General features: G+C 66.4%; 18 protein-coding genes. 4 read left to right on the top strand and 14 right to left on the bottom strand.

Going from position 1 to position 21,440, the window contains the following annotated elements; genetic code table 11:
• Positions 1 to 130: 130 nt before the first annotated feature.
• A complete protein-coding gene (locus R5O87_RS21200; RefSeq protein ID WP_410553924.1) occupies positions 131 to 2,005 on the bottom strand; it encodes an ABC transporter ATP-binding protein in 1,875 nt (624 codons plus the stop codon).
• A gap of 79 nt (positions 2,006 to 2,084) precedes the next feature.
• Here R5O87_RS21200 and R5O87_RS21195 point away from each other — a divergent pair, with 79 nt between their 5' ends.
• Positions 2,085 to 2,714, top strand: coding sequence for a PH domain-containing protein (locus tag R5O87_RS21195; protein WP_410553923.1), 630 nt, complete (start codon positions 2,085 to 2,087; stop codon positions 2,712 to 2,714).
• A gap of 43 nt (positions 2,715 to 2,757) precedes the next feature.
• Here R5O87_RS21195 and R5O87_RS21190 read toward each other — a convergent pair whose 3' ends face one another.
• The 4 genes from R5O87_RS21190 to ychF all read right to left on the bottom strand — a co-directional run bounded on the left by R5O87_RS21190 (position 2,758) and on the right by ychF (position 8,798).
• Positions 2,758 to 3,891 (bottom strand): ABC transporter permease, encoded by a 1,134-nt coding sequence (locus tag R5O87_RS21190; RefSeq protein ID WP_410553922.1) that lies wholly within the window; start codon positions 3,889 to 3,891, stop codon positions 2,758 to 2,760.
• The gene (locus R5O87_RS21185) at positions 3,888 to 5,429 is read right to left on the bottom strand and encodes an ABC transporter permease (protein ID WP_410553921.1); all 1,542 of its coding nucleotides are present in this window, start codon (positions 5,427 to 5,429) and stop codon (positions 3,888 to 3,890) included. The genes R5O87_RS21190 and R5O87_RS21185 overlap by 4 nt, the downstream gene beginning before the upstream one ends.
• Positions 5,430 to 5,607: 178 nt before the next feature.
• A complete protein-coding gene (locus tag R5O87_RS21180; RefSeq protein WP_410553920.1) occupies positions 5,608 to 7,386 on the bottom strand; it encodes an ABC transporter family substrate-binding protein in 1,779 nt (592 codons plus the stop codon).
• 326 nt (positions 7,387 to 7,712) lie between these two features.
• The gene (ychF, locus tag R5O87_RS21175) at positions 7,713 to 8,798 is read right to left on the bottom strand and encodes a redox-regulated ATPase YchF (RefSeq protein ID WP_410553919.1); all 1,086 of its coding nucleotides are present in this window, start codon (positions 8,796 to 8,798) and stop codon (positions 7,713 to 7,715) included.
• Positions 8,799 to 8,889: 91 nt separating this feature from the next.
• On the opposite strand from ychF, the gene R5O87_RS21170 reads away from it, so the two are divergent.
• Positions 8,890 to 10,125, top strand: a complete 1,236-nt coding sequence (locus R5O87_RS21170; RefSeq protein WP_410553918.1) for a DNA recombination protein RmuC — start codon at positions 8,890 to 8,892, stop codon at positions 10,123 to 10,125.
• 36 nt (positions 10,126 to 10,161) lie between these two features.
• Here the strand turns inward: R5O87_RS21170 and R5O87_RS21165 are convergent, their stop codons facing one another.
• Both R5O87_RS21165 and R5O87_RS21160 read right to left on the bottom strand, forming a co-directional pair.
• Entirely contained in the window at positions 10,162 to 11,238 is a 1,077-nt protein-coding gene (locus R5O87_RS21165) for a 4-hydroxy-3-methylbut-2-enyl diphosphate reductase (RefSeq protein WP_410553917.1), read from the bottom strand.
• 58 nt (positions 11,239 to 11,296) lie between these two features.
• Positions 11,297 to 12,145: a hypothetical protein gene (locus R5O87_RS21160; RefSeq protein WP_410553916.1), complete on the bottom strand. Its 849-nt coding sequence runs from the start codon at positions 12,143 to 12,145 to the stop codon at positions 11,297 to 11,299.
• A 263-nt stretch (positions 12,146 to 12,408) separates the two neighbouring features.
• Here R5O87_RS21160 and xseA point away from each other — a divergent pair, with 263 nt between their 5' ends.
• Both xseA and R5O87_RS21150 read left to right on the top strand, forming a co-directional pair.
• Positions 12,409 to 13,692, top strand: coding sequence for an exodeoxyribonuclease VII large subunit (xseA, locus tag R5O87_RS21155; protein ID WP_410553915.1), 1,284 nt, complete (start codon positions 12,409 to 12,411; stop codon positions 13,690 to 13,692).
• A 96-nt stretch (positions 13,693 to 13,788) separates the two neighbouring features.
• Positions 13,789 to 14,079, top strand: coding sequence for an exodeoxyribonuclease VII small subunit (locus R5O87_RS21150; protein ID WP_410553914.1), 291 nt, complete (start codon positions 13,789 to 13,791; stop codon positions 14,077 to 14,079).
• Positions 14,080 to 14,126: 47 nt separating this feature from the next.
• Here R5O87_RS21150 and R5O87_RS21145 read toward each other — a convergent pair whose 3' ends face one another.
• The 7 genes from R5O87_RS21145 to rsgA form a co-directional block, all read right to left on the bottom strand.
• On the bottom strand, positions 14,127 to 14,981 hold the full coding sequence (locus R5O87_RS21145; protein WP_410553913.1) for a PPK2 family polyphosphate kinase: 855 nt from the start codon (positions 14,979 to 14,981) through the stop codon (positions 14,127 to 14,129).
• A 35-nt stretch (positions 14,982 to 15,016) separates the two neighbouring features.
• Positions 15,017 to 16,237, bottom strand: a complete 1,221-nt coding sequence (locus tag R5O87_RS21140) for a pyridoxal phosphate-dependent aminotransferase (RefSeq protein ID WP_387097464.1) — start codon at positions 16,235 to 16,237, stop codon at positions 15,017 to 15,019.
• Between the two features lie 181 nt (positions 16,238 to 16,418).
• Positions 16,419 to 17,378, bottom strand: a complete 960-nt coding sequence (locus R5O87_RS21135; RefSeq protein WP_410553912.1) for an ABC transporter substrate-binding protein — start codon at positions 17,376 to 17,378, stop codon at positions 16,419 to 16,421.
• The gene (locus R5O87_RS21130; protein WP_410553911.1) at positions 17,375 to 18,118 is read right to left on the bottom strand and encodes an ABC transporter permease; all 744 of its coding nucleotides are present in this window, start codon (positions 18,116 to 18,118) and stop codon (positions 17,375 to 17,377) included. Before R5O87_RS21130 ends, R5O87_RS21135 begins: the two co-directional genes overlap by 4 nt.
• A complete protein-coding gene (locus R5O87_RS21125; RefSeq protein WP_410553910.1) occupies positions 18,115 to 18,828 on the bottom strand; it encodes an ABC transporter permease in 714 nt (237 codons plus the stop codon). The genes R5O87_RS21130 and R5O87_RS21125 overlap by 4 nt, the downstream gene beginning before the upstream one ends.
• On the bottom strand, positions 18,828 to 19,916 hold the full coding sequence (locus R5O87_RS21120) for an ABC transporter ATP-binding protein (RefSeq protein WP_410553909.1): 1,089 nt from the start codon (positions 19,914 to 19,916) through the stop codon (positions 18,828 to 18,830). Before R5O87_RS21120 ends, R5O87_RS21125 begins: the two co-directional genes overlap by 1 nt.
• A 268-nt stretch (positions 19,917 to 20,184) precedes the next feature.
• Positions 20,185 to 21,258 (bottom strand): ribosome small subunit-dependent GTPase A, encoded by a 1,074-nt coding sequence (gene rsgA, locus R5O87_RS21115; protein ID WP_410553908.1) that lies wholly within the window; start codon positions 21,256 to 21,258, stop codon positions 20,185 to 20,187.
• Positions 21,259 to 21,440: the final 182 nt, after the last annotated feature.

Below are 21,440 nucleotides of genomic sequence, written 5' to 3'. Positions count from 1 at the left end.
ATAGTATTCGACACGCCGGACGATTTAACGGCCTAAGTTACCCGCTGGTATCATGCCCCGTTTGTGACACAGCTCACCCATGACAGCGCCCCCGGGCGGATGCCCGGGCTCGCCCACAACTCCCCCCGGTTTACTCCGTTCCGGTGGCCAGCAGCTGCGCCCGGAGCTCCCGGCGCTCGCGCTGCTTTTCCGGATCCGGCAGCGGCACGGCGGCAAGCAGCCGCTGGGTGTAGGCTTCCTGCGGGTTGCGCAGGATCTGGTCGCGGGAGCCCTGCTCCACGATCCGGCCCCGCTGCATGACGCAGATCCGGTCCGCCAGCACATCCACGACGGCGAGGTCGTGGGTGACGAAAAGGCAGGCGAACCCGAGCTCGCGCTGGAGGTTCTGGAACAGCTCCAGGACCTTGGCCTGCACCGACACGTCCAAGGCAGACGTCGGCTCGTCCGCCACCATCAGCTTCGGCTTGAGCGACAGTGCCCGGGCGATGCCGACGCGCTGCTTCTGCCCGCCGGACAGCTCGTGCGGATACCTGTTCCGGTAGTTCCGCGGCAGCTCCACCTGGTCCAGCAGCGCCTCGATGCGCTTCTGCAGGTCGGCGCCCTTCGCCACGCCGGCAAGGTACATCGGCTCGCCGATGCTTTCGCCGATGGGCAGGCGCGGGTTCAGGGACGAGGACGGGTCCTGGAACACCATGCCGATGTGGCGCCGGACGTGGTGCAGCTGCTTGCCATTCTTCTTCGCGGCGGAGATGTCCTGCCCCACCACGCGCATCGTTCCGGCAGCCACCGGCAGCAGTCCGACGGCGGCGCGCCCGATGGTGGTCTTGCCCGATCCGGACTCCCCCACGAGGCCCACCACCTGCCCGGGATGGATGGTCAGGTTGGCACCCTCCACGGCGCGGAAGGCCGGGACACGGCCCTGCTTCGGGTACTCGATGGCCACGTCGGTCAGCTCCAGGACCGGCTCCCCCACGGGTCCCCCGGATTCGGCGGCCGCCAGGGCTGCCGCGTTCTCCCGCTCGCGGCGGACCAGTTCGTCGTGGTCCACGGACTCAAGCTCGGCGTGGGTGGCCGCGGCCAGCGCTGCTGTCACATCCACGTCCGGCGCGGCGTCCGTTCCGCCCTGCCCGAGGTGCGGCACGGCCGCCAGCAGGGCCTGCGTGTACGGGTGCTGCGGGTTGTGAAAGATCTGCTCGGCGGTGCCGGTCTCCACGATCAGGCCCTTGCGCATGACGGCGATCCGGTCCGCCAGGTCCGCCACGACGCCCATGTCATGGGTGATCAGCACGATGGCGCTGTCCAGCTTGTTGCGCAGGTTCCTCATCAGGTCCAGGATCTCCGCCTGCACCGTGACGTCCAAGGCCGTGGTGGGCTCGTCAGCGATCAGCAGCTTGGGGTCGCAGGACAGGGACTGGGCGATCATGGCTCGCTGCCGCTGGCCACCGGAGAGCTGGTGCGGATAGGACTTGAACGCCTTCACCGGGTCGGGCAGTTCCACCAGCTCCAGCATCCGCAGCGCACGCTCCTTGGCCTGCTCCGGTGAGACCTCGTTGTGAAGCCGCACCGTCTCGACGATCTGCGCACCCACCGTGTACACCGGGTTCAGCGCCGTCATGGGCTCCTGGAAGATGACGGCCACGTCTTTGCCGCGGACGCTGCGGATGTTGCCCGCATCCGCGCCCAGCAGTTCCTTGCCGGAAAGCCTGACGCTTCCGGACACCCTGCTGTTGCTGGGCAGCAGGCCGAGCAGCGCCATGGAACTTGCGCTCTTGCCCGAGCCGGACTCACCCACGATGGCCAGGACCTCGCCGGCGCGGACCTCATAGTTAAGTCCGACGGCGGCAGGCACCCATTTCTTTTCCACCCCGAAGTCGACGCTGAGGTCGCGCACTTCCAGGACGACGGAACCCTTGCCCTCTGCCCTCCGCCGTCCGGCGCCGGGCTCAATGGAGTCCGGCGCCAGCGGGTCCGGCGACGGGCGGTCGGGGCTGATGTGGTCAGACATGGTGGGGTTTTCCTTCCACCCGGGCCAGCAGGGCAGCTGAGATTAGTGCTGCGGCCGGGAATACTGAATTATTGGGGGCATGAGCACTGTGCCGCATGCCGGAAACGCCGCAATCTTCAAAGCGCGCACCAACAAATGGTTTGCCGGATTCTCGTGGTTCGTGGCTGCTGCCGGACTGGCCGGCCTCGTCGTGGCGGGCGGAGTTCCGGCCCTGGCCGGCGCCGGTCCCCTGCTGCTCATCGCCTACCTGGGCTGGCTGCTGTTTTGGCGTCCGGCGGTGGTTGTCCACGACGCCGGCGTGACCATCGAGAATCCGTACCGCGCCATCACGGTGCCGTGGGCGGCGCTGGTGCAGGTGGACACCCGCTACGTGCTGACCCTCGTCACACCCGGCCGGAGCTACGGGGCCTGGGCGGCTCCCGCACCCGGCATCTGGGGCGGGCGCAACGCCCGCCCGGAGGACCTCCGGGGACTGCCGGACAGCACCTACGGGCCGGGAAACTCCGTCCGACCGGGCGACCTGAAGAGCACCGACTCGGGGCAGGCGGCGCAACTGGTCCGCGGACGCTGGCAGCAGCTGGTCGAATCCGGGCTCCTCGATGCCGGGGCAGCCGAAACCACCCCGGTCAGCGTGAGGTTCCGTTGGCGCGAGGCAGTGGTCACGCTGGTCCTCCTCGGGCTTAGCTACTGGAGCGTGGCCGCGGTGTAGGCAGGCTGCGTGCTGCACCCGCCCGCGGCGTCGCAGCAGCACCTCAGGCTCCCCTGTCCCCGCCGGAGGCCCGGCCGTCATCGGCCCTGCTGTCCAGGGCCGTCACCGGCGCCGCCTCCGGAACTGTTGCCCCGGCGTCCTTGGCCTTCTTGGCGTTGAACTTCTTTTGCCGCGGGTCGAAGGCGTCACGCAGGCCGTCGCCAATGAAGTTGATGCTGAGGCAGATGAGGACGATGAACAGGCCGGGGAACCAGAACAGCCAGGGGCGGGTGGCGAAGGCTTCCTGGTTCTGGGAGATCAGCAGGCCCAGCGAGGTGTCCGGGGACTTGACGCCGACGCCCAGGTAACTGAGGGCCGTTTCGGTGAGGATCGCCGCCGACATGGTGAGGGTGACGTTCACGATCAGCACGCCCACCGCGTTGGGCAGGATGTGCTTGAAGATGATCCGGGCGTTGCTGGCCCCGGAGATCCGCGCCGCGTCGACGAACTCGCGCTCCCGCAGGGTGAGGAACTCACCGCGCATAAGCCTGGCCAGGCCCACCCAGCTGATCAGCCCGAGGAAGATGCCGAGCGCGAGGACGCCGTTGCTGCTGGCGAACGCCGCAAACCAGCTGCCCTCATCCCGGCGTCCTGCAAGCTGCGCCATGACGGCGGCGAGGAGCAGCGCCGGGACGATGATGATGACGTCGGTGAGCCGCATCAGGACCGCTTCCATCCACCCGCGGAAGTAGCCGGACAGCGCCCCGACGACCACACCGATCAGGCCGGCGATAAGGCCGATGACCACCATGATGGTAATGGACTGCTGGGCACCGCGCATGGTCATGGCGAACAGGTCGCGCCCGATCCGGTCCTGGCCGAAGGGATGCTCCCCCCATGCCAGGGGCCACAGCGACGCCGTGGGGGTGCCGTCGTTGACCAGCGGCGAGACGGCTTCGTGGGTGTATTTCCACCAGCCGGGAATCCCGGCGTAGCCGACCGACGTGAAGGCCATGATGAAAATGATGGCGAAGACGGCCAGGCCGACGATGGCGCCGGAGTGGCCAAGGAACCGCTTGCGGACAATCTGGCCTTGGCTCAGGCCCCTGGCTTCCGAGACAGGCTCGATGCCGGCGGCTTCCTGCCGCAGGCCGGCCTCCTCCGCCATGATTTCATCCTGCTGGCTGGGCTGGCTCATGCTTTCACCCTTACTCGTGGATCCAGTGCGGAGTAGGCGAGGTCCGCGATGAGGTTGAACGCCATGGCCGTGATGGCGACGCAGACGAACACGCCCATGACGGGGTTCGGGTCTACGTGCTGGATGCCGTCCAGGAACAGGAACCCCATGCCCCGGACGGAGAAGACCGTCTCGGTGATGACCGCGCCGCCGATCAGGCCGCCGATGTCGAACGCGACGATGGTGGCCACCGGGATGAGGGCGTTCCGGAACGCATGGCGCATCACCACGGTCCGCTCGGACAGGCCCTTGGCCCTGGCCGTCCGGATGTAGTCCATGTTCATGATCTCGAGCATGGAGGCCCGCGTGAACCGCGTGTAGCCGGCGAGCGAAATAAGGATCAGCGCGGTGGTGGGAAGGATGAGGTGCGTGAAGGAATCGAGTCCGAGGATCCAGAAGTCGCCCTCGATGTTCGGCGTGCCGGCGCCGATGGTGGCGATCGGCCGCCCCCGGACCCGGCTGTTGTTGAAGTACGCGGGCCAGGCCTGCATGAAGCGGTCCAGCATGATCAGGAAGCCCACCAGGAAGGACGTGATGGCAGCAGCGCGCATGGACTGCCCGCGGTCGTAGCCGCCCATCAGGTAGCCGATGCCCATGCCGACCAGGACTGCGGCGACCGCCAGCAGCACGATCATCAGGAACGTTGCCTGGTTCAGCAAGGGCTGGACCACAAAGTAGAGGACCACTCCCACGCCGGCGGCAATCAGGGCGGACTGCAGTGCTTTGCGATTCCGCAGACCCGCCGTCAGCAGGGTCACGGCAAACGCGATGCCCGCGCCGGCGATGGCGATGACCACGGGGCCCAGGCCCGGAGTCTTGAACCACTGGGTCAGGGAGAAGTAGATGAGGACGGCAGCGACGGCGACGAAAACGACGCCGCCCGTCAGTAACCTGCGTCTGGCGTCACCGCCGGCCACGATCAAGGCCACGGCGCCGAGGACGGCTCCGACGCCGAGCGAGACCGGCAGGGGTATCTCCGGGTTGCGGAGGAAATTGTTGAAGCCGATAGCGCCGAATTCCTTGAGCAGGACGGCGACCCAGAAGATCGGCAGGGAGAAGAACAGGAAGGCCATGAAGGTCACGCCGTAGTCCAGGGTGCTGTACTGGCGCAACGCGGTGATGATGCCCAGCGTGATGCCCACGAGGATGGCCAGAACGGCGGCACCGGTGACCAGCGTCAGTGTCTGAATGAGTGCGTGGCCGAGGGCGTCCGTGATGGGCTGGCCGGCGATGTTTTTACCCAGATTGCAGGAGCCCGTGAAGGGCACCAGGCACTGGGCTGCGCCGCCGAGCCATTTGAAGTACCGCACCGGAGCAGGTGTGTCGAGATCCAGCAGCGCGGATCTCGAGTCCATGAGCTGCTGCTTGTTCGGCGCGCTGCTGGCGCGGAACTCGGCGAGCGGGTCGCCTGACGCTGCGGTCAGCAGATACACCAGGAACGATGCGCCCAAAAGGATGAGTGCGGCGGTGACGAGCCGCCGGACTATGTAGGTCACCATTGTGATTGAACCTCAGGATTCGGGCCCGGGGATTGCCCGGACCGGTCGCAGGTTTGGCGGCGCCTAGCTGCTCGTGCTGCCAACACAGGCACTGCCGGGGGATGGCGCTGCAAGGCGCCGGGACCGTGGTGCGTGGTCCCGGCGCCTCAACTAGCGTGCTGCACTTCGTGGCACGGGCTTACTTCTCGGCCCACTCCCAGAAGTTCCACCAGACGCCCGTCTGGTTCGGCATGAACTTCACGCCGGTGATGCGGTCGCTGTAGGCGTCGACACCAACGGACTGGAAGAGCGGGAGGCCGTATGCCGAGTCCCAGATCTTCTTGTCGATCTGCTTGGTCAGCTCATCCTGCTTGCTGCGGTCGGTCGTCACAATGAGTTCGTCCATGAGCTTGTCGGCTTCAGGATCACTGAACTTGTTGAAGTTGGAACCGTTGCCTGAGCGGAAGATCTGCGGCACGCCGGAGACGCCGACGCCCGGGTTGATCCAGCCGAAGATCGTGGCGTCATAGCCGCCCTTGCCGAGGGCCTTGCCCCAGTCAGAGGCACCGAGTCCGCCGTCGACGATCTTGAAGCCGGCCTTGGTGGCGGACTCGCGAATGAGCGAGAACGCGTCCACACGGTTCGGGTTGTCCTTGTTGTACATGATGCGGACCTCGGGGGTCGCACCGTTCAGGAGTTTCTTGGCGCCGTCAACATCCGGATCCGCGAAGTTCGAGGAGCCGTTGCCCTGCACGGAGGCCTCGTAGGCCGGCTGCGCGGGAACGAACAGCTGCGAGTCCAGGGGCTTGGCCTGGGGGTCGAGCTTCTTGATGATCTTGTCGACGATGTCCTTGCGCGGAACCGTCTTCATGAAGGCCTCACGGACGTTCTTGTCCGCGAAGGGGCCCGAGTAGTTCAGGTCGATGTGGTCGTAGGAGAGCTGGTTGCCCTGCTCCACCGTGACGCCCTGGCTCTCGAGTGCCTTGAGCTGTTCGAGCGTGTCAGCCGAAGCCTGCGGGGCGATGATGTCGGCTTCGCCGTTCTTCAGCGCCTGGACCTGGGCCGGGGAGGAACCGATGTAGCGAACGGTGATCTCATCCAGCTTGGCCTCGGGCCCCCAGTTGTAGTCCTTGTTCCGGACCATGGTCAGCGACTGGTCCTGGTTGATGCTCTGGACAACGAACGGGCCGTTGGAGAGGAAGAGGCTCGGATCGCTCGGCAATGTCTTGGAGTCGAAGCCGGTGTTCCACATGTCGGACATGGCCTTGAGCTTGGCGTCCGCGGGCTTTGGCGACTTGGCGTCACCGCGGGGCAGGCTCTTGAGGTGGTCGATGAAGGCCTGCGTGTCGGCCAGGCCGGCCTTCTTGGCCAGGACGTGGGCCGGGATGTCAATGCCGGGGCCGCCCAGCGCGATCTCCCAGTCAGCGAACGGCTTGGAGTACTTGATGGTCATGGAGCGGTTGTTGTCGCCGATTTCGGGGAAATCGGTGAGCTTCAAGCCTGTGGGGTCGCCCGCGTAGGAGAAGTAGGACGTTCCCGCCTTGCCTTCTTCGTCGGCGTCGTTGTAGTACCCGGAGAAGGCTGCCCACTGCAGGAGCAGGTCCGCTGCCGTAACGGGTGTGCCGTCCGACCACTTAACGCCTTCGTTGATGGTGTACTTGACGGTCAGCGGATCGTCAGACGTCTTTTCCATCTTGCCGAACTTGTCGTTGTGGACGATGTTCAGCTGGTTGTCGATGTAGTAGAACCCGGAGTGTGTGGCGTAGCTGACCTTCGAGTTGATGTCAGTGTTGCCGTCGGCCGTGTTGGGGTTGAAGGTGTTGAACGCGTTGACCTCAACGACAGTGGCTGTTCCCCCCTGCTTGCCGGCCGCATTGCTGGACGGGGTTGTCCCGCCGTTGGTGCTCGCGCAGGCGCTGAGCGCCAGTGCAGCCGCGGCTGCAACGCCTACTGCTTTGGAAATACGACTGAATCGCATTCCGCCTCCTATGTTTCTGTGAGTGTGGAAAAGACCTTCGCTGTGGGCGCCGGCCAGACCCGCTACATCCCCCCAGTGAGATGTGGCGAGTCTCACATGACAAGTAGCCTAGACCCGAACGCGCCGCGCGCGGTCCGAAAGTTGTCCCTCAGTAAAGGTTGTTATCGAGATGCAACCAACCTGTTGCCGTACGAAAAGTTCGCGCTCTTTTTCCTTGACGCCCTGTTGCACGGAGGGTAGGGGCGCCAATCACAGAAAAAGCCCCGATCCAAGGGATCGGGGCTTTTTGCCGTTAATACTCAATCACTGAGTAGTCCGGCGGAAACTCACACGTTGAAGCGGAACTCCACCACATCGCCGTCGGCCATGACGTATTCCTTGCCTTCGATGCGGACCTTGCCGCGCGATTTCGCCTCCGCCATGGAACCGGCGTCGACGAGGTCTTCGAAGGAGACAACCTCGGCCTTGATGAAGCCGCGCTGGAAGTCCGAGTGGATGACCCCGGCGGCCTGGGGGGCGGTGTCGCCCTGGTGGATGGTCCACGCGCGCGCCTCCTTGGGCCCGGCCGTGAGGTAGGTCTGCAGCCCCAGCGTGTGGAAACCGACGCGCGCCAGCTGGTCCAGTCCGGACTCGTCCTGCCCGTTCATTTCGAGCATTTCGCGTGCTTCGGCCTCGTCGAGCTCCACCAGGTCGGACTCGAGCTTGGCATCAAGGAAGATGCAGTCGGCCGGCGCAACCATGGCGCGCAGCTCGGCCTGTTTCTCCTCGCTGCCCAGGATTCCCTCGTCCGCGTTGAAGACGTAGATGAACGGCTTGGCCGTGAGGAGGCTGAGCTCCTTGAGGTGCTCCATCTCCAGCTTGTCGCTCGTGACGGAGGAGTAGATGGTGTCGCCGCGCTCCAGCACGGCCTGGGCGGCCTTGATGGCAGCGAGCTCCGCGGCCTCCCGCTTCTTGATCTTGACCTCTTTTTCGATCCGGGGAATGGCCTTCTCGATGGTCTGCAGATCGGCGAGGATCAGCTCGGTGTTGATGGTTTCCATGTCCGAGCGGGGATCGACCTTGCCGTCGACGTGGATGACGTCGGGGTCGTCGAACACGCGCACCACCTCGGCGATGGCTTCCGTTTCACGGATGTTGGCGAGGAACTGGTTGCCCAGGCCTTCACCTTCGGAGGCGCCCTTGACGATGCCGGCGATGTCGACGAAGGAAACAGCCGCGGGCAGCACGCGCTGCGAGCCGAAGATCCCGGCGAGCTGCTGGAGCCTGGGGTCGGGCAGGTTCACGACGCCGACATTGGGTTCGATGGTGGCGAACGGATAGTTCGCGGCCAGGACCTGATTGCGGGTCAGTGCGTTGAAAAGTGTTGATTTGCCGACGTTGGGCAGTCCGACGATGCCAATAGTAAGAGCCACGGACATTGATTCTACCTGTTCGGCCCCGGCGTTCCGTGCGGCGGGTGTTGCCCTTCCAAGAAATGTCAGAGCCCCGTGCCACAGTGAAGGCATGGAACCTTTTGCAGTCATTCTGGCCCTTTTAATGCTGTTGCTGGGCGCCGTGTCCGGCGCGGGCGCCGTGTATGTCGTGTTGCGCCGCCGGAGCACCGCCCTGGAGGCGGATTTCGACGGCGTTTCGGCGCGGCTTTCGGAGGTCAGCGCCCAGTTTGCTGCCGCCGATGCGGAGCGGAAGCTCCTGTCCGCCCAGAACCGGGACCTGGGCATGTCCCGCGATCAGGATTCCAGCGTCCTGCGTGCACTGGCACCGGTGGCTGAAAAACTGACGGCGGTCCAGCAGCAGGTATCCCTGCTGGAACGGGACCGGCTCGAGCAGTACGGCCAGCTGGCGCAGCAGCTGCAGGAGGCCCGCCTCACGGACGAGCAGCTGATGCGGTCCACGCATGCGCTGGAGTCTGCGCTCCGGTCAAACAGCGCCCGCGGCCAGTGGGGCGAAGTACAGCTGCGCCGCGTTGTGGAGGCGGCCGGCATGATGCGGCACGTCGACTTCCATGAACAGCACCACGGCACATCAGGCGCCGAGGCGGCCGTCCGTCCGGACCTTGTGGTCCAGCTGCCGGGCGACAAACAGCTCGTTGTCGACGCCAAGGTCCCCCTCTCCGCCTACCTCGAGGCACAGGAGCTGGGACAGGCGGGCAGCGACAAGCCCGGCCTCAGCCAGGCAGCGCGGCAAAACCTCCTGGCGGCGCACGCCAAGGCCCTGAAGACCCATGTGGACGCCCTCAGCACCAAGAAGTACTGGGACATTTCCGGAAATTCGCCGGAACTGGTGATCTGTTTTGTCCCGGCAGAGTCCATCCTCGCCGCCGCGCTCTCCGCCGACCCGGCGCTCCTTGATCACGCACTGTCCAAGAATGTGGTGCTGGCCTCCCCCGGCACGCTGCTCGCGGTGCTCAAGTCCGTGGCGTTCACGTGGCGACAGGACGTTCTCACGGACAGTGCACGCGAGCTCTTCGAACTGGCCCGGCAGCTGTACGAACGGATGGGCACGCTCGGGGACAACGTGGGCAAGCTGGGGTCCTCGCTGAAAAGCTCGGTGGACCGCTACAACGCGATGGTGGGCACGCTCGAGGCCCGCGTCCTTCCCACCGCGCGGAAACTGAATGCCCTGGACACCAGCGGACTGGCCACGCCTCCGGCCGTACAGGTCACGCCGCGGTCCCTCGCCGCCCCGGAACTGGAAACGAACGGGACGCTGGCACCTGTGGGCGAAGAGGACGCCGCCTAAGCAAACAGCCGGCGGACGCCGGCTCGCGTGCTCCTGCTAGCGCGAGCGGCGTCCGCCGAGGGCGCGGGACACGTCCCCGGCTTCCTTGAGCGTGGCGCGGAGCTCCTTGGGCAGGGAGAAGAGCAGGTCCTCCTCCGCGGTCACAATCTCCTCGACGCCGTCGTACCCGTAATCGGCCAGGAGGCGGAGCACGTCCTTGACCAGGACCTCCGGAACGGACGCGCCCGAGGTCACGCCAACGGTGGCAACGCCCTCGAACCAGGACTCGTCCACCTCGTTGGCGAAGTCAACCCGGTACGACGACTTGGCGCCGTACTCGAGCGCCACCTCCACGAGGCGGACCGAGTTGGAGGAGTTGGCCGAACCCACCACGATCACGAGGTCCGCCTGGGGCGCGATCTTCTTGATGGCCACCTGCCGGTTGGTCGTGGCGTAGCAGATGTCGTCGCTGGGCGGATCCTGCAGCGTGGGGAACCGTTCCTTGAGCAGCCGGACGGTTTCCATGGTCTCGTCCACGCTGAGCGTGGTCTGGGAAAGCCAGATGACCTTTTCGGGGTCCCGGACCGTCACCTTGTCCACCTCGTGCGGGCCGTTGATGATCTGGATGTGGTCGGGAGCCTCACCGGACGTTCCCTCAACCTCCTCGTGGCCGTCGTGGCCGATCAGGAGGATGTCGAAGTCGTCCTTGGCGAACCGGACGGCTTCCTTGTGGACTTTGGTCACGAGGGGGCAGGTCGCATCGATGGTGCGCAGCCCGCGGTCCTCCGCGGACTGGACCACGGCCGGGGACACGCCGTGGGCCGAGAAGATCACCAGGGCACCTTCGGGCACCTCGTCCGTTTCGTCCACGAAGATGGCGCCCTGCTCCTCAAGGGAGCTGACGACGTGCACGTTGTGGACGATCTGCTTCCGGACATAGACGGGCGGTCCGTAGTGCTGCAGTGCCTTTTCGACGGCGATGACCGCGCGGTCCACGCCTGCACAGTATCCGCGCGGGGCTGCCAGCAGGACCCTCTTGGGGCCCGGGACCGGTGCCGCCGCGAGCACTTCCTCCGGCGAACGCCGCCGGCGCGGGACAGTTGGCATCGAAAGGGAAACTGCAGAGGAAGTCATTGCTCCATGCTACCGGCTGGGCGGCAGGCCATAAGCGGGGGCACCGGCGGCCAGCGGATCAACGCCTGCGGGCAGGACCGCCGACCACCCTGAGCAGCAAGCCGGCCGCGATCAGGGCCGCACCGGCGATCGCCGCCGCCAGCGTCCAGGACGCAAACCCGGCAGCGGAAGCCGCCACGAACTCCCGCTTGAACAGGTCTGCCATTTCATTTCCGCTCGCGGTGCCCACGACGGCGTCGGCGGCCCAGCGGGATGCCAGCGTCCACACTCCGGAAAGCGCCAGCGCACCCAGGCCGATGCCGGCCAGGACTTTCCACCGCCGGCGGGCGGTCACGAGCGCCAGGAGGAATGCCACCCCGGCACCGACGGCCAGGCTGTATCCCAGCGGAGCGTAGGCGGAAACCCGTTCGATCTGTTGGCGCTGGCTCGCCTGGCCGATGTTCACCAGGGTTTGGCCCGGAGCCTGAAGCTGAACACCCACCTGGCTGGAAATCTGCTTGGCGGCGAGGCCTACGAGCGGGGCCACATCCAGGGTCAGCGAGGTGCCCGAGTCCGCTTCTGCCGGCAGGGACCCCGGATCGGCGAAGTTGAGGCGGTGGCTCTTTCGCAGTGTCTGTTCCCAGGCAGCCGGGTACTCAGGCAGTCCGGTGAGTGAGGTCGCCGCCTTTTCCAGCACCGGCCGGACCAGCGCGGCCACCTGCGGCGGGACGGCGCCGCCGGTGTCAATGCTGTTGACGGCGGCGGTCGCCAGGCGTTTTTGGAACTCCGGATTCTTGCCCAGTGGCGCCGCCAGGGCAACGAAGCCGTCCTCCTGCACAATGTTGCGGTCCACCCAGATGGCCGGAACGGCGGCGGCGGAGAGGAGAAGACCAAGGATGACGGCCAAGGCCGCAAGAAATGAGCGCAAGGGATTCCTAGCTGGTCGGGTTTCTCGGCTTGTCGGGTGCCTGGCTGGCCAGGTGCCTGGCTGGTCGGGAAGACACTGCCATCCTAGGCGCGCTGTCCTGCGATCAAAAATGTCGGGCCATCGAAAAGGTGGGGTCATCAGCAATGTCGGGTTGGCAACAATGTCGGAGCCCGGTGATACAGCTATGGATAGAGTTGATTAACCGACCCACAGGCAAAGGACCGCGACCATGCAACTGGCATTCGCCGCCACCGGGGCTGCACATGGCTGAAAACGCCACTGTCCCCGTCCCCGGCACGGCCCCTGCAGCCGGCCCCAGCACGGTGCCGGCCACCGCCGCCGAGACCAGCCCGGACAACCCTTGGCCGCTGCAGCTGCTGTCGCAGAAGCTCAAGACCCACATCGAGCGGGCACCGGCCGCCTGGGTTGAGGGCCAGGTCATCGAACTGAACAGGCGCGGCGGCAGTGCGTTCCTCACGCTCCGGGATGTTGATGCCGAGATCTCCCTGCCGGCCTCCATCTGGTCCAAGTTGCTCGACCGGCAGGAGACGCCGCTTGAGCGCGGCAGCCGGGTGGTGGCCCTGCTCAAGGCTGAATTCTGGCTGAAGACCGGGCGCCTGAACATGTCCGTAAAGGACATCCGCCCGGTCGGGTTGGGCGATCTCCTCGCCCGGATAGAACGGCTGCGCCATGCCCTCGCCGGGGAAGGCCTGTTTGCCGAGTCGCGGAAGAAGCGCCTGCCGCTGCTCCCCCACCGGATCGGGCTCATCACCGGGCGCGATTCCGATGCCAAGAAGGACGTGCTGCGCAACGCTGCCCTGCGCTGGCCGGCCGTCGAGTTCGAGATCCGCGAGGTCGCGGTGCAGGGCAACACGGCCGTGTCCCAGATGGTCAGGGCGCTGCGTGACCTCGACGCCATTCCCGAGGTCGATGTCATCGTCATCGCCCGTGGCGGCGGCGCACTGGAGGACCTGTTGCCGTTCAGCAGCGAGGAACTGATCCGCGCCGTGGCGGCCGCGGTGACTCCGGTGGTCAGCGCGATCGGGCACGAGGCGGACCGTCCCATCCTGGACGACGTCGCCGATCTCCGGGCCTCCACGCCCACGGATGCGGCCAAGCGGATCGTGCCGGAAGTTTCGGAGGAACTTGCCCGGGTCCGGCAGGCTGAGGCCCAGCTGCGCCGTTCCGTGACAATGCTGGTGGCCCGCGAAACGGACCGCCTGGCGGCCATCAGGTCCCGTCCGGTCCTGGCGGCTCCGGAGAGCATGATCACGGCGCGCGAAGACGATGTGGAACGGCTCGCCCGCCGGTCCACGGCGGCCATCAGCGCCGCCGTCACCAGGGCTTCGGACCAGCTGGTCCACCTCCAGGCGCAGGTCCGTGCCCTGTCACCGCAGCAGACCCTGGACCGCGGTTACGCCGTGGTGCAGCTTTCCGGGTCCGGCGGCGCAGTTGTCCGCCAGCCGTCCCAGGCCCCCGCGGGGACCCCCCTCTCGGTGCGGGTGGCCGGCGGGCGGTTCGGCGCGGAATCCACTGGCGCACCATAACCCGCCTCCACAACGAACCCGCCTCCAAAACGACGCCGGCGCCGCCGAAGCGCCAGCACCCGACGCCATCACCACCGACACGACAGGCCAGGAAACATGACAGATCCGAACATCAGCACAGAGCCAGGCAGCTCAGAGCCAGGCAACCCAGACCAGCCAACCAGCGCAGCCCAGCCGGGCCCCGCGCTTCCTCCGGACATCGATGCCCTCAGCTATGAGGAAGCACGGGAACAGCTGGTGGCCGTGGTCTCCAAGCTCGAGGCCGGCGGCACCAGCCTTGAGGATTCGCTGGCGCTGTGGGAGCGCGGCGAAGCGCTGGCCCGGCGCTGCGAGGAGTGGCTGGAGGGCGCGCGGAAGCGGCTTGCGGCTGCCCGCAAGGACGGCTGAGCGCCAGCGGACAGCCCGCCGGGGGAGGATAGCGGGAGAGGGCCGGTTCAGGACCGTTCGACGAGCCGCCGCTCGGCCTCCACGTCGAACTCGGCCTTGGGCCACTCCAGTTCGAGTTCGCCGAGCCCCTCCAGCAGCAGCTGCTGCACCGCGATGCGCGCGTACCATTTCTTGCTGGCAGGCACGACGTACCAGGGTGCATGGTCAGTGTTGGTTTCATCGAACGCAGCCTGGTAGGCGGCCATGTAGTCGTCCCAGAACGCGCGCTGCTTTAGGTCCTCGGTGTTGTACTTCCAGTGCTTGGCAGGATTGTCCAGCCGGGCGAGCAGCCGCTTCTTCTGCTCATCATTGCTGATGTGCAGCATGACCTTGACCACCTTGGTGCCAACCGCCGCCTGCCTGGCCTCGAACTCGTTGATCGCCCGGTAACGGCGTTCAAGCTCCTTGGGGTCAGCCCAGCGGTGAACCCGGTGGATGAGGACGTCCTCGTAGTGGGACCTGTCGAAAACCCCAAGCATGCCGGCGGCCGGGACTTCCCGTTCGATGCGCCACAGAAAGTCGTAGGCCTTTTCCTCCGGCGTGGGGGCCTTGAAGGACTTGAACTGGACGCCCTGCGGATCCATGGCACCCAGCACGTGCTTCACGATGCCGCCCTTGCCGGCGGTGTCCATGCCCTGCAGGATCAGCAGCACGCGCTTGGTGCCGCCGAACTTGGACTCGGCAAACAGCTGCTCCTGAAGCTGCGCGAGCTTTGCGTCCAGTTCCTCAAGGAGCAGCTCGCCGTCGGCCTTGTTCCCCGGGTAACCCACCGTGGCGTCAGGGTCAACGTCGGCCAGTTGGAATCCCTTCTCGACTTTCAAAGTTTCGGAAGGGAGCTTCGTGAATTCCACAACGCCGGCCATCGGGTCCTCTTTCCACGGTTGTCTGTGGGTAAAGGCTAGTTCCCCTGATACCTGCTGAGGAAGTCTCCCATCCGGCCAATTGCTTCCTCGATGTCCTTGACGTTGGGCAGCGTCACCATCCGGAAGTGGTCGGGCCGGACCCAGTTGAACGCCCGGCCGTGGGAGACCAGGATCTTCTGTTCCTTGAGCAGGTCCAGGACAAATTTTTCGTCGTCCCGGATGTTGTAGACCTCAGGGTCCAGCCTGGGGAACAGGTAGAGGGCCCCCCGCGCCTGCTGGGTGCTGACGCCGGGAATGGCGTTGAGCATGTCGTAGGCCTTGTTGCGCTGCTCCAGCAGCCGGCCGCCGGGCAGGATGAGGTCGTTGATGCTCTGGTATCCGCCCAGGGCAGTCTGGATGGCGTGCTGGGCCGGGACGTTGGCGCAGAGCCGCATGTTGGCCAGCAGGTTGATGCCTTCGAGGTAGTCCGCGGCCTCCTTCTTGGGCCCGGAGATGGCCATCCATCCCGCCCGGTAGCCGCAGACCCGGTAGGCCTTGGACAGGCCGCTGAAGGTCAGGCACAGCACGTCGTCGCCGGTGAGCCCTGCCATGTTCACGTGTACGGCGTCCTCATAGAGGATCTTCTCGTAGATCTCGTCGGCGAAGATCACCAGCCCGTGCTTTTCGGCCAGGGCAACAATCTTGCGCAGCGTGCTTTCCGGGTAAACGGCGCCCGTAGGGTTGTTCGGGTTGATGACCACGATCCCCTTGGTGCGGGGCGTGATCTTGGCCTCGAGGTCCTCCAGGTCGGGCTGCCAGCCGGACTCCTCGTCGCAGAGGTAGTGCACCGGGCGTCCGCCTGCAAGCGCCACCGAGGCGGTCCACAGCGGGTAGTCCGGCGTGGGGATGAGGATCTCGTCGCCCTCTTCGAGCAGGGCCATCAGCGACATCGTGATGAGCTCGCTGACGCCATTGCCCAGGTAGATGTCGTCCACGTGGATGCTCTGGATGCCGCGGGTCTGGTAGTACTGCGAGACGGCGGTGCGGGCCGAGAAGATGCCGCGGGAATCGCTGTACCCCTGGGCGTTGGGCAGGTGGCGGATCATGTCCACCAAGATCGCGTCCGGCGCTTCAAAACCGAAGGGTGCGGGGTTGCCGATGTTCAGTTTGAGGATGCGGTGACCCTCTGCCTCCATCTGCTGGGCGGCCTGAAGAATCGGTCCACGGATGTCGTAAAGGACATTATGAAGCTTGGTGGACTGCTTGAATTCTGCCATTCATCAAATATGCCACAAGCGGGATGTACTTCCGGGGAGACGTGCCTCACACGCGGGCCGGCTTCGGTCGGTGCCTGCCCCCTGTTATCCGCCGGGCCCGTTACCCGCTTAACGACGGCGGTGGCTGCCGGTTCGCGCGGAACCGGCAGCCGCCGTCGTACTCACCTGCTAAGGCACGGGCCTACTTGACGATGCCCTTGTCCTTGAGCCAGGCGGCGGCCGCGTCCTTGGCGTTCTGCTTCTGGCTTCCGCTCACTGCCCGGTTGAGGTTGATCAGGTCGTCCGTGGTGAGGGTCTTGGAGACGTTGTTGAGTGCCTCCTTGGCCTTGTCCGTCACCTTGGCCGTGTTGTACAGCGGGAGCACCTGCTGGGCCTTGAAGTTGTTCTTCGGGTCCTCCAGCACCACCAGGTCGTTGTCCGCGATGGACGGCGTGGTGGTGAAGATGTCGGCCACCTGGACCTCGTCGCTCAGGAGCGCCTGCAGCGTGAGGTTGCCGCCGCCGTCGCTGAAGGGCTTGAGCGCCTTGAGCTCGCAGTTGTAGTTCTTCTTGAGCCCCGGGAACCCGTAGGACCGGGTTTCAAACGTTGCGGGCGCCGCCATCGTCAGGTCCTTGCAGACCTTGGCCAGGTCCTCGATCGACTTCAGTTGGTACTTTTCCGCGGTGGCCTTGGTGACCACCATGGCGTCCTTGTCCTCAGCCTTGGACGCGTCCAGCACGGCGAGGCCCTGCGGCAGCTTGCCCGGCAGTGCCTTGACGATGTCCTCCGGGGTGACCTCGGCAGCCTGCGCGTCCACGTGCGACAGGAGGTTGCCGGAGTAGTCGGGAACGACGTCCACCGAACCGTCCTGGACGGCCTTGAAGTAGATCTCACGGGAGCCGATGTTCGGCTTGGTGGTGGCCGTGACGCCGGCCGCATTCAACGCGCCGGCGTAGATCTCGGCAATGATCTGGCTTTCCGGGAAATCCGCGGAGCCGACCACGAGGGAACCGCCGGAGGTGGCACCGCCGGCTGCACTCGTTGAGGGGGAAGACAGCGGATTGCCGCTGCTGCAGGCGGACAGGGCAAGGGCGACGCCGACACCGGCGGCGAGGCCGCCCAGGCCACGGCGGGTAAGAGTCGTGCGGACGGGGTACTTCATGCGGTGCCTCCTTGAACAGCGGCCGCCGCGGGCGCGGCAGCCGAGAGATCGGTGGCGGCCTTGCGGCCGCCCTTGGAACGTGCGGAAAGTCCCGGTGAAACCACCAGCCGCTGCACGGCCGCCAGGACGAGGTCGACGACGATCGCCAGCGCCGCGATGAGCAGCGAACCCGCCAGCATCCGCGGGAAGTCCTGCAGCACCAGCCCGTCGAACAGGTAGCGCCCCAGGCCGCCGAGCGGAAGGTAGGCCACCACCGACACCGTGGCGATCACCTGCAGCACGGCGGTGCGGATGCCGCCGAACATCACCAGGAGCCCGTTGGGAACCTCCACGCCGAACAGGACCTGCAGCTCCTTCATGCCCATGGCCCGGGCGGCGTCCACCACGTTGGAGTCCACGCTGGAAATGCCGGCATACGTGCCGGCCAGCAGCGGCGGCACCGTGAGGATGACCAGCGCCCACACCGGCGGCATGAGGCCGCTTCCGGCGACGAGGGCGAACAGCACCAGGAGCCCGAGCGTGGGCAGCGCGCGGAGGGCACCGGCCACGGCCACGGCCACCACGCGGCCCCTGCCCGTGTGGCCGATGTAGAGCCCGACCGGGACCGCGATGGCGGCGGCGATGACAAGGACCAGGAAGCTGTACTGCAGGTGTTCGAACAGGCGGGTGGGTATCCCGCCCGGGCCGGACCAGTGCGTCGGGTCGGCGAGCCAGGCGAAGGTTTCGGTGAAGATGTTCATGAGCCCGCCCCCGCGTGCACCTTGGCGTCGGCGATGAATTCGGCGCCGGACTTGGCATGCGCGTCGGTCTTTACAGAGCCGGCCCTGGTCCAGGGAGTGAGAACCCGTTCCAGGATCACCAGCAGCGCGTCCATCACCACCGCCAGGAGCAGGATGGCAACAATCCCCACCACCACCTCGGTGACGAAGTTCCGCTGCAGGCCGTCCGTGAACAGCATCCCCAGGTTGCCGACACCCAGCAGGGCGGCGACGCTCACCAGCGAAATGTTGCTCACCGACACCACGCGGAGGCCGGCGAACATCACGGGCAGGGACAGCGGCAGGTCGATCTGCAGGAACCGGGCGGCCGGTTTGTAGCCCATGGCCACGGCCGCCTGCCGGAGGTCGTCATCCACGGAATCGAAGGCGTCCATGGCCGCCCGCACCAGCAGTGCCACGGCGTAGATGGTCAGGGCGACGATGACGTTCAGCGGGTCAAGGATCCGGGTTCCCAGCAGCGGGGGCAGGATGATGAACAGCGCCAGCGACGGGATGGTGTACAGCAGGGAGCTCACGGTGGCAACGAGCTGCCGGAGTGCGCTGTGCCGCCGCGACAACTGTGCCAGGGGGATGGAGATCAGCAAACCCAGGACCATCGGAACCAGGGCCAGGACCAGGTGCTGGCCGGCCCGCTCGAAAACCATGGGGCTGTTCGCCAGGAACCACTCCATCAGAGCGCGCCCTGCCGGGTCCGGCGCGCGGACTCGATGACGGAAAGCACCTCCGCGCCCTTGACGACGCCGGCCACCTTGCCGTCGCCGTCGACCGCCACACCAAGCCCCGAGGGCGAGGACAGCGCGGCGTCCAGGGCGCGCCGGAGGGTATCGCCCGGCCGGAACAGCGAGCCGCCGGGGACGAGCTGGGAGTCCAGGCCGGGGCCTTCCCAGCCCAGCGGGCGCTGCTGGTCGTCCACCACGAGGCGCCAGTCCTCGGCGTTCGCCCCGGCGTCCCCGCCCCTGGTGACCGTGCCAACGGGATGGACCGCGACGCCGTCGGCCGTGGTGAACGCCAGGTGCCGGAATCCGCGGTCCCGGCCCACGAACGAAGCCACGAACTCGTTGGCCGGTGCCCGGAGGATCTCCTCCGGCGTGGCGTACTGCGCCAGCCTGCCGCCGACGGCGAAAACCGCCACCTTGTCCCCCAGCACAGTGGCCTCGTCGATGTCGTGGGTGACGAAGACGATGGTCTTGGCCAGGTCGCGCTGGAGGCGCAGGAGCTCCTGCTGCAGTTCGTCGCGGACCACGGGGTCAACGGCGCTAAACGGCTCGTCCATCAGCAGCACCGGCGGATCGGCGGCGAGCGCCCGGGCCACGCCGACGCGCTGCTGCTGGCCGCCCGAAAGCTGCGACGGGTACCGCTTGCCCAGTGACGGAGCCAGCCCCACGACGTCGAGCAGTTCTTCCGCCCGCTTGCGGGCGTCCCCCTTCGGCACGCCGTTCAGCCGGGGCACGGTGGCGATGTTGTCCACGACGGAGCGGTGCGGCATCAGCCCCGACGACTGCATCACGTAGCCCATGGAGCGGCGGAGCTCGGCTGCCGGCACCGAGCTGACGTCCCGTCCGCCCACGGTGATGGTGCCGGAGGTGGGCTCCACCATCCGGTTGATCATGCGCAGGGAGGTGGTCTTGCCGCAGCCTGATGGTCCCACGAACACCGTGATGGAGCCGCGGTCAATGGACATGCTTAGCTGGTCCACCGCCGGTTGCCCGCTCTGGTACTGCTTGGTGACGCTCTGGAACTCAATCATGGCTTCGGCCATACCCGGCTTACCTAACTGTTGGGCGGCAACATCGGACGGTAAAGCAAATTGATCATAAGCACGCTGTTTTTTGGCTGTAAAGCACGTCTTGACACAGCGTAACCAGTGCCCGAAGCAAAACCCCGGCAGGCGCGGATACCGTAATCATTCGGAGACAAACACCATTGATTCGGTGCCTTCCCCCGCCCGGATGGGTGAAGGAGTTTTTGTCCAGATAATGGCCGCTGCGGGGGCTTTTGGAGCCATTATCTGGACAAAAACTCCAGCCTCAGGAATGCCGGAAGCGCTCGGCGGCACGCTGGCTCCGGCCGGCCACCACCACCTTCTGGTGCCATTCCCGCTGGTACGCCCTTCGCGCCGCCGCGTCATGCCGCCGCTCCAGGGCGGCGAGCTCCCGCTGCAGCTTGAGGTAGCTGGCCCACCGCCGCTCCTCGAGGGACCCGTCGTCGAGGGCATCCCGGACCGCGCACCCGGGCTCCCTGTCATGGGCGCAGTCGGAGAAGCGGCACTGCCCGAAGAGCACCTGCAGGTCGCCGAACATCTCCTCCATCCCGTCGTCGGCGTCGAACAGCCCGAAGCCGCGGACACCGGGGGTGTCCATCAGCACGGCGCCATTGGGCAGCGGCACCAGTTCCCGCGACGTCGTGGTGTGCCGGCCCCTGCCATCGGTGGCCCGCACGTCACCCGTCGACTGGACATGGTGGCCCGCGAGCGCATTGATGAGCGTGGACTTGCCGGCGCCCGAGGGCCCGAGCAGGGCCAGCGTCCAGCCCGGCTGCACCCTGGAGAGCAGTTCGTCGATGCCGTCCCCCTGCTCGGCAGAGGTGGTCACCACGTCCACGCCGGCTGCCTGCAGGATCACCTTCCCGACGACGTCATCGGCGATGTCCGCCAGGTCGGCCTTCGTGATGATCACCAGCGGAGTCGCGCCGGAATCCCAGACGGCCACGAGTGTCCGTTCGAGCCGGTTGTGGCTCAGCGGACGGTCCACGGGAACAACCACGCCCACCATGTCGATGTTCGCGGCCAGGACCTGCGCCTCCGTGGACGGATCGAAGGCGCGCTTGCGGCTCAGCTCGGACGTGCGCGGAAGAATTCCGACGACGGCCGGTTCCGCCGCCCGGTTGCGGCCGAGCCAGATCCAGTCGCCGGTGGCGGGCACGGCACCGGCCGGGTACGGCAGGTGCACCAGTCCGTCGGCCGTGGCCGCGACAATCCGGTTGCGGTCCACCCGGACCACACGGGCGGCCGCCTCGCCGCCGTCGGCGGCATGGGCGGCGAAGTGCCGCGCCGCTGCCGCCGTGAACCCGTATTTGACAGGACCGAGAAGTGGGCCTGACATCGGGTCAATATTTGCTGAAGGGATTTGAAGCTGGTTGGCACGAATGCCGGAAGAGTTTTTCACTGTGAACCTCGGGTTGGCCCCGAAGCGCCGCCGGCCGTCCAGTCAGTGCGCTGTGCACCGGGTGTGCTGGACCGGCTACGAGTGGGCAGCAGCAGGGGCAGGAGTAATGAAGGTGTTTT

The organism is Arthrobacter globiformis (genome assembly GCF_046536215.2).
GTDB lineage: Bacteria > Actinomycetota > Actinomycetes > Actinomycetales > Micrococcaceae > Arthrobacter > Arthrobacter globiformis_E.
Note: the sequence above shows the minus strand (reverse complement) of the source record. Positions and strands in the feature narration are given on the sequence as shown.

What these genes read in the sequence shown, in the direction of transcription:
- R5O87_RS21130 (WP_410553911.1), bottom strand. Translation starts at nt 18,118, where the DNA reads ATGAACATCTTCACCGAAACCTTCGCCTGGCTCGCCGACCCGACGCAC.
- R5O87_RS21190 (WP_410553922.1), bottom strand. Translation starts at nt 3,891, where the DNA reads ATGAGCCAGCCCAGCCAGCAGGATGAAATCATGGCGGAGGAGGCCGGC.
- R5O87_RS21150 (WP_410553914.1), top strand. Translation starts at nt 13,789, where the DNA reads ATGACAGATCCGAACATCAGCACAGAGCCAGGCAGCTCAGAGCCAGGC.
- R5O87_RS21120 (WP_410553909.1), bottom strand. Translation starts at nt 19,916, where the DNA reads ATGGCCGAAGCCATGATTGAGTTCCAGAGCGTCACCAAGCAGTACCAG.
- xseA (WP_410553915.1), top strand. Translation starts at nt 12,409, where the DNA reads ATGGCTGAAAACGCCACTGTCCCCGTCCCCGGCACGGCCCCTGCAGCC.
- R5O87_RS21165 (WP_410553917.1), bottom strand. Translation starts at nt 11,238, where the DNA reads ATGACTTCCTCTGCAGTTTCCCTTTCGATGCCAACTGTCCCGCGCCGG.
- R5O87_RS21185 (WP_410553921.1), bottom strand. Translation starts at nt 5,429, where the DNA reads ATGGTGACCTACATAGTCCGGCGGCTCGTCACCGCCGCACTCATCCTT.
- R5O87_RS21145 (WP_410553913.1), bottom strand. Translation starts at nt 14,981, where the DNA reads ATGGCCGGCGTTGTGGAATTCACGAAGCTCCCTTCCGAAACTTTGAAA.
- rsgA (WP_410553908.1), bottom strand. Translation starts at nt 21,258, where the DNA reads ATGTCAGGCCCACTTCTCGGTCCTGTCAAATACGGGTTCACGGCGGCA.
- R5O87_RS21180 (WP_410553920.1), bottom strand. Translation starts at nt 7,386, where the DNA reads ATGCGATTCAGTCGTATTTCCAAAGCAGTAGGCGTTGCAGCCGCGGCT.
- R5O87_RS21195 (WP_410553923.1), top strand. Translation starts at nt 2,085, where the DNA reads ATGAGCACTGTGCCGCATGCCGGAAACGCCGCAATCTTCAAAGCGCGC.
- R5O87_RS21170 (WP_410553918.1), top strand. Translation starts at nt 8,890, where the DNA reads ATGGAACCTTTTGCAGTCATTCTGGCCCTTTTAATGCTGTTGCTGGGC.
- R5O87_RS21140 (WP_387097464.1), bottom strand. Translation starts at nt 16,237, where the DNA reads ATGGCAGAATTCAAGCAGTCCACCAAGCTTCATAATGTCCTTTACGAC.
- R5O87_RS21200 (WP_410553924.1), bottom strand. Translation starts at nt 2,005, where the DNA reads ATGTCTGACCACATCAGCCCCGACCGCCCGTCGCCGGACCCGCTGGCG.
- R5O87_RS21135 (WP_410553912.1), bottom strand. Translation starts at nt 17,378, where the DNA reads ATGAAGTACCCCGTCCGCACGACTCTTACCCGCCGTGGCCTGGGCGGC.
- R5O87_RS21125 (WP_410553910.1), bottom strand. Translation starts at nt 18,828, where the DNA reads ATGGAGTGGTTCCTGGCGAACAGCCCCATGGTTTTCGAGCGGGCCGGC.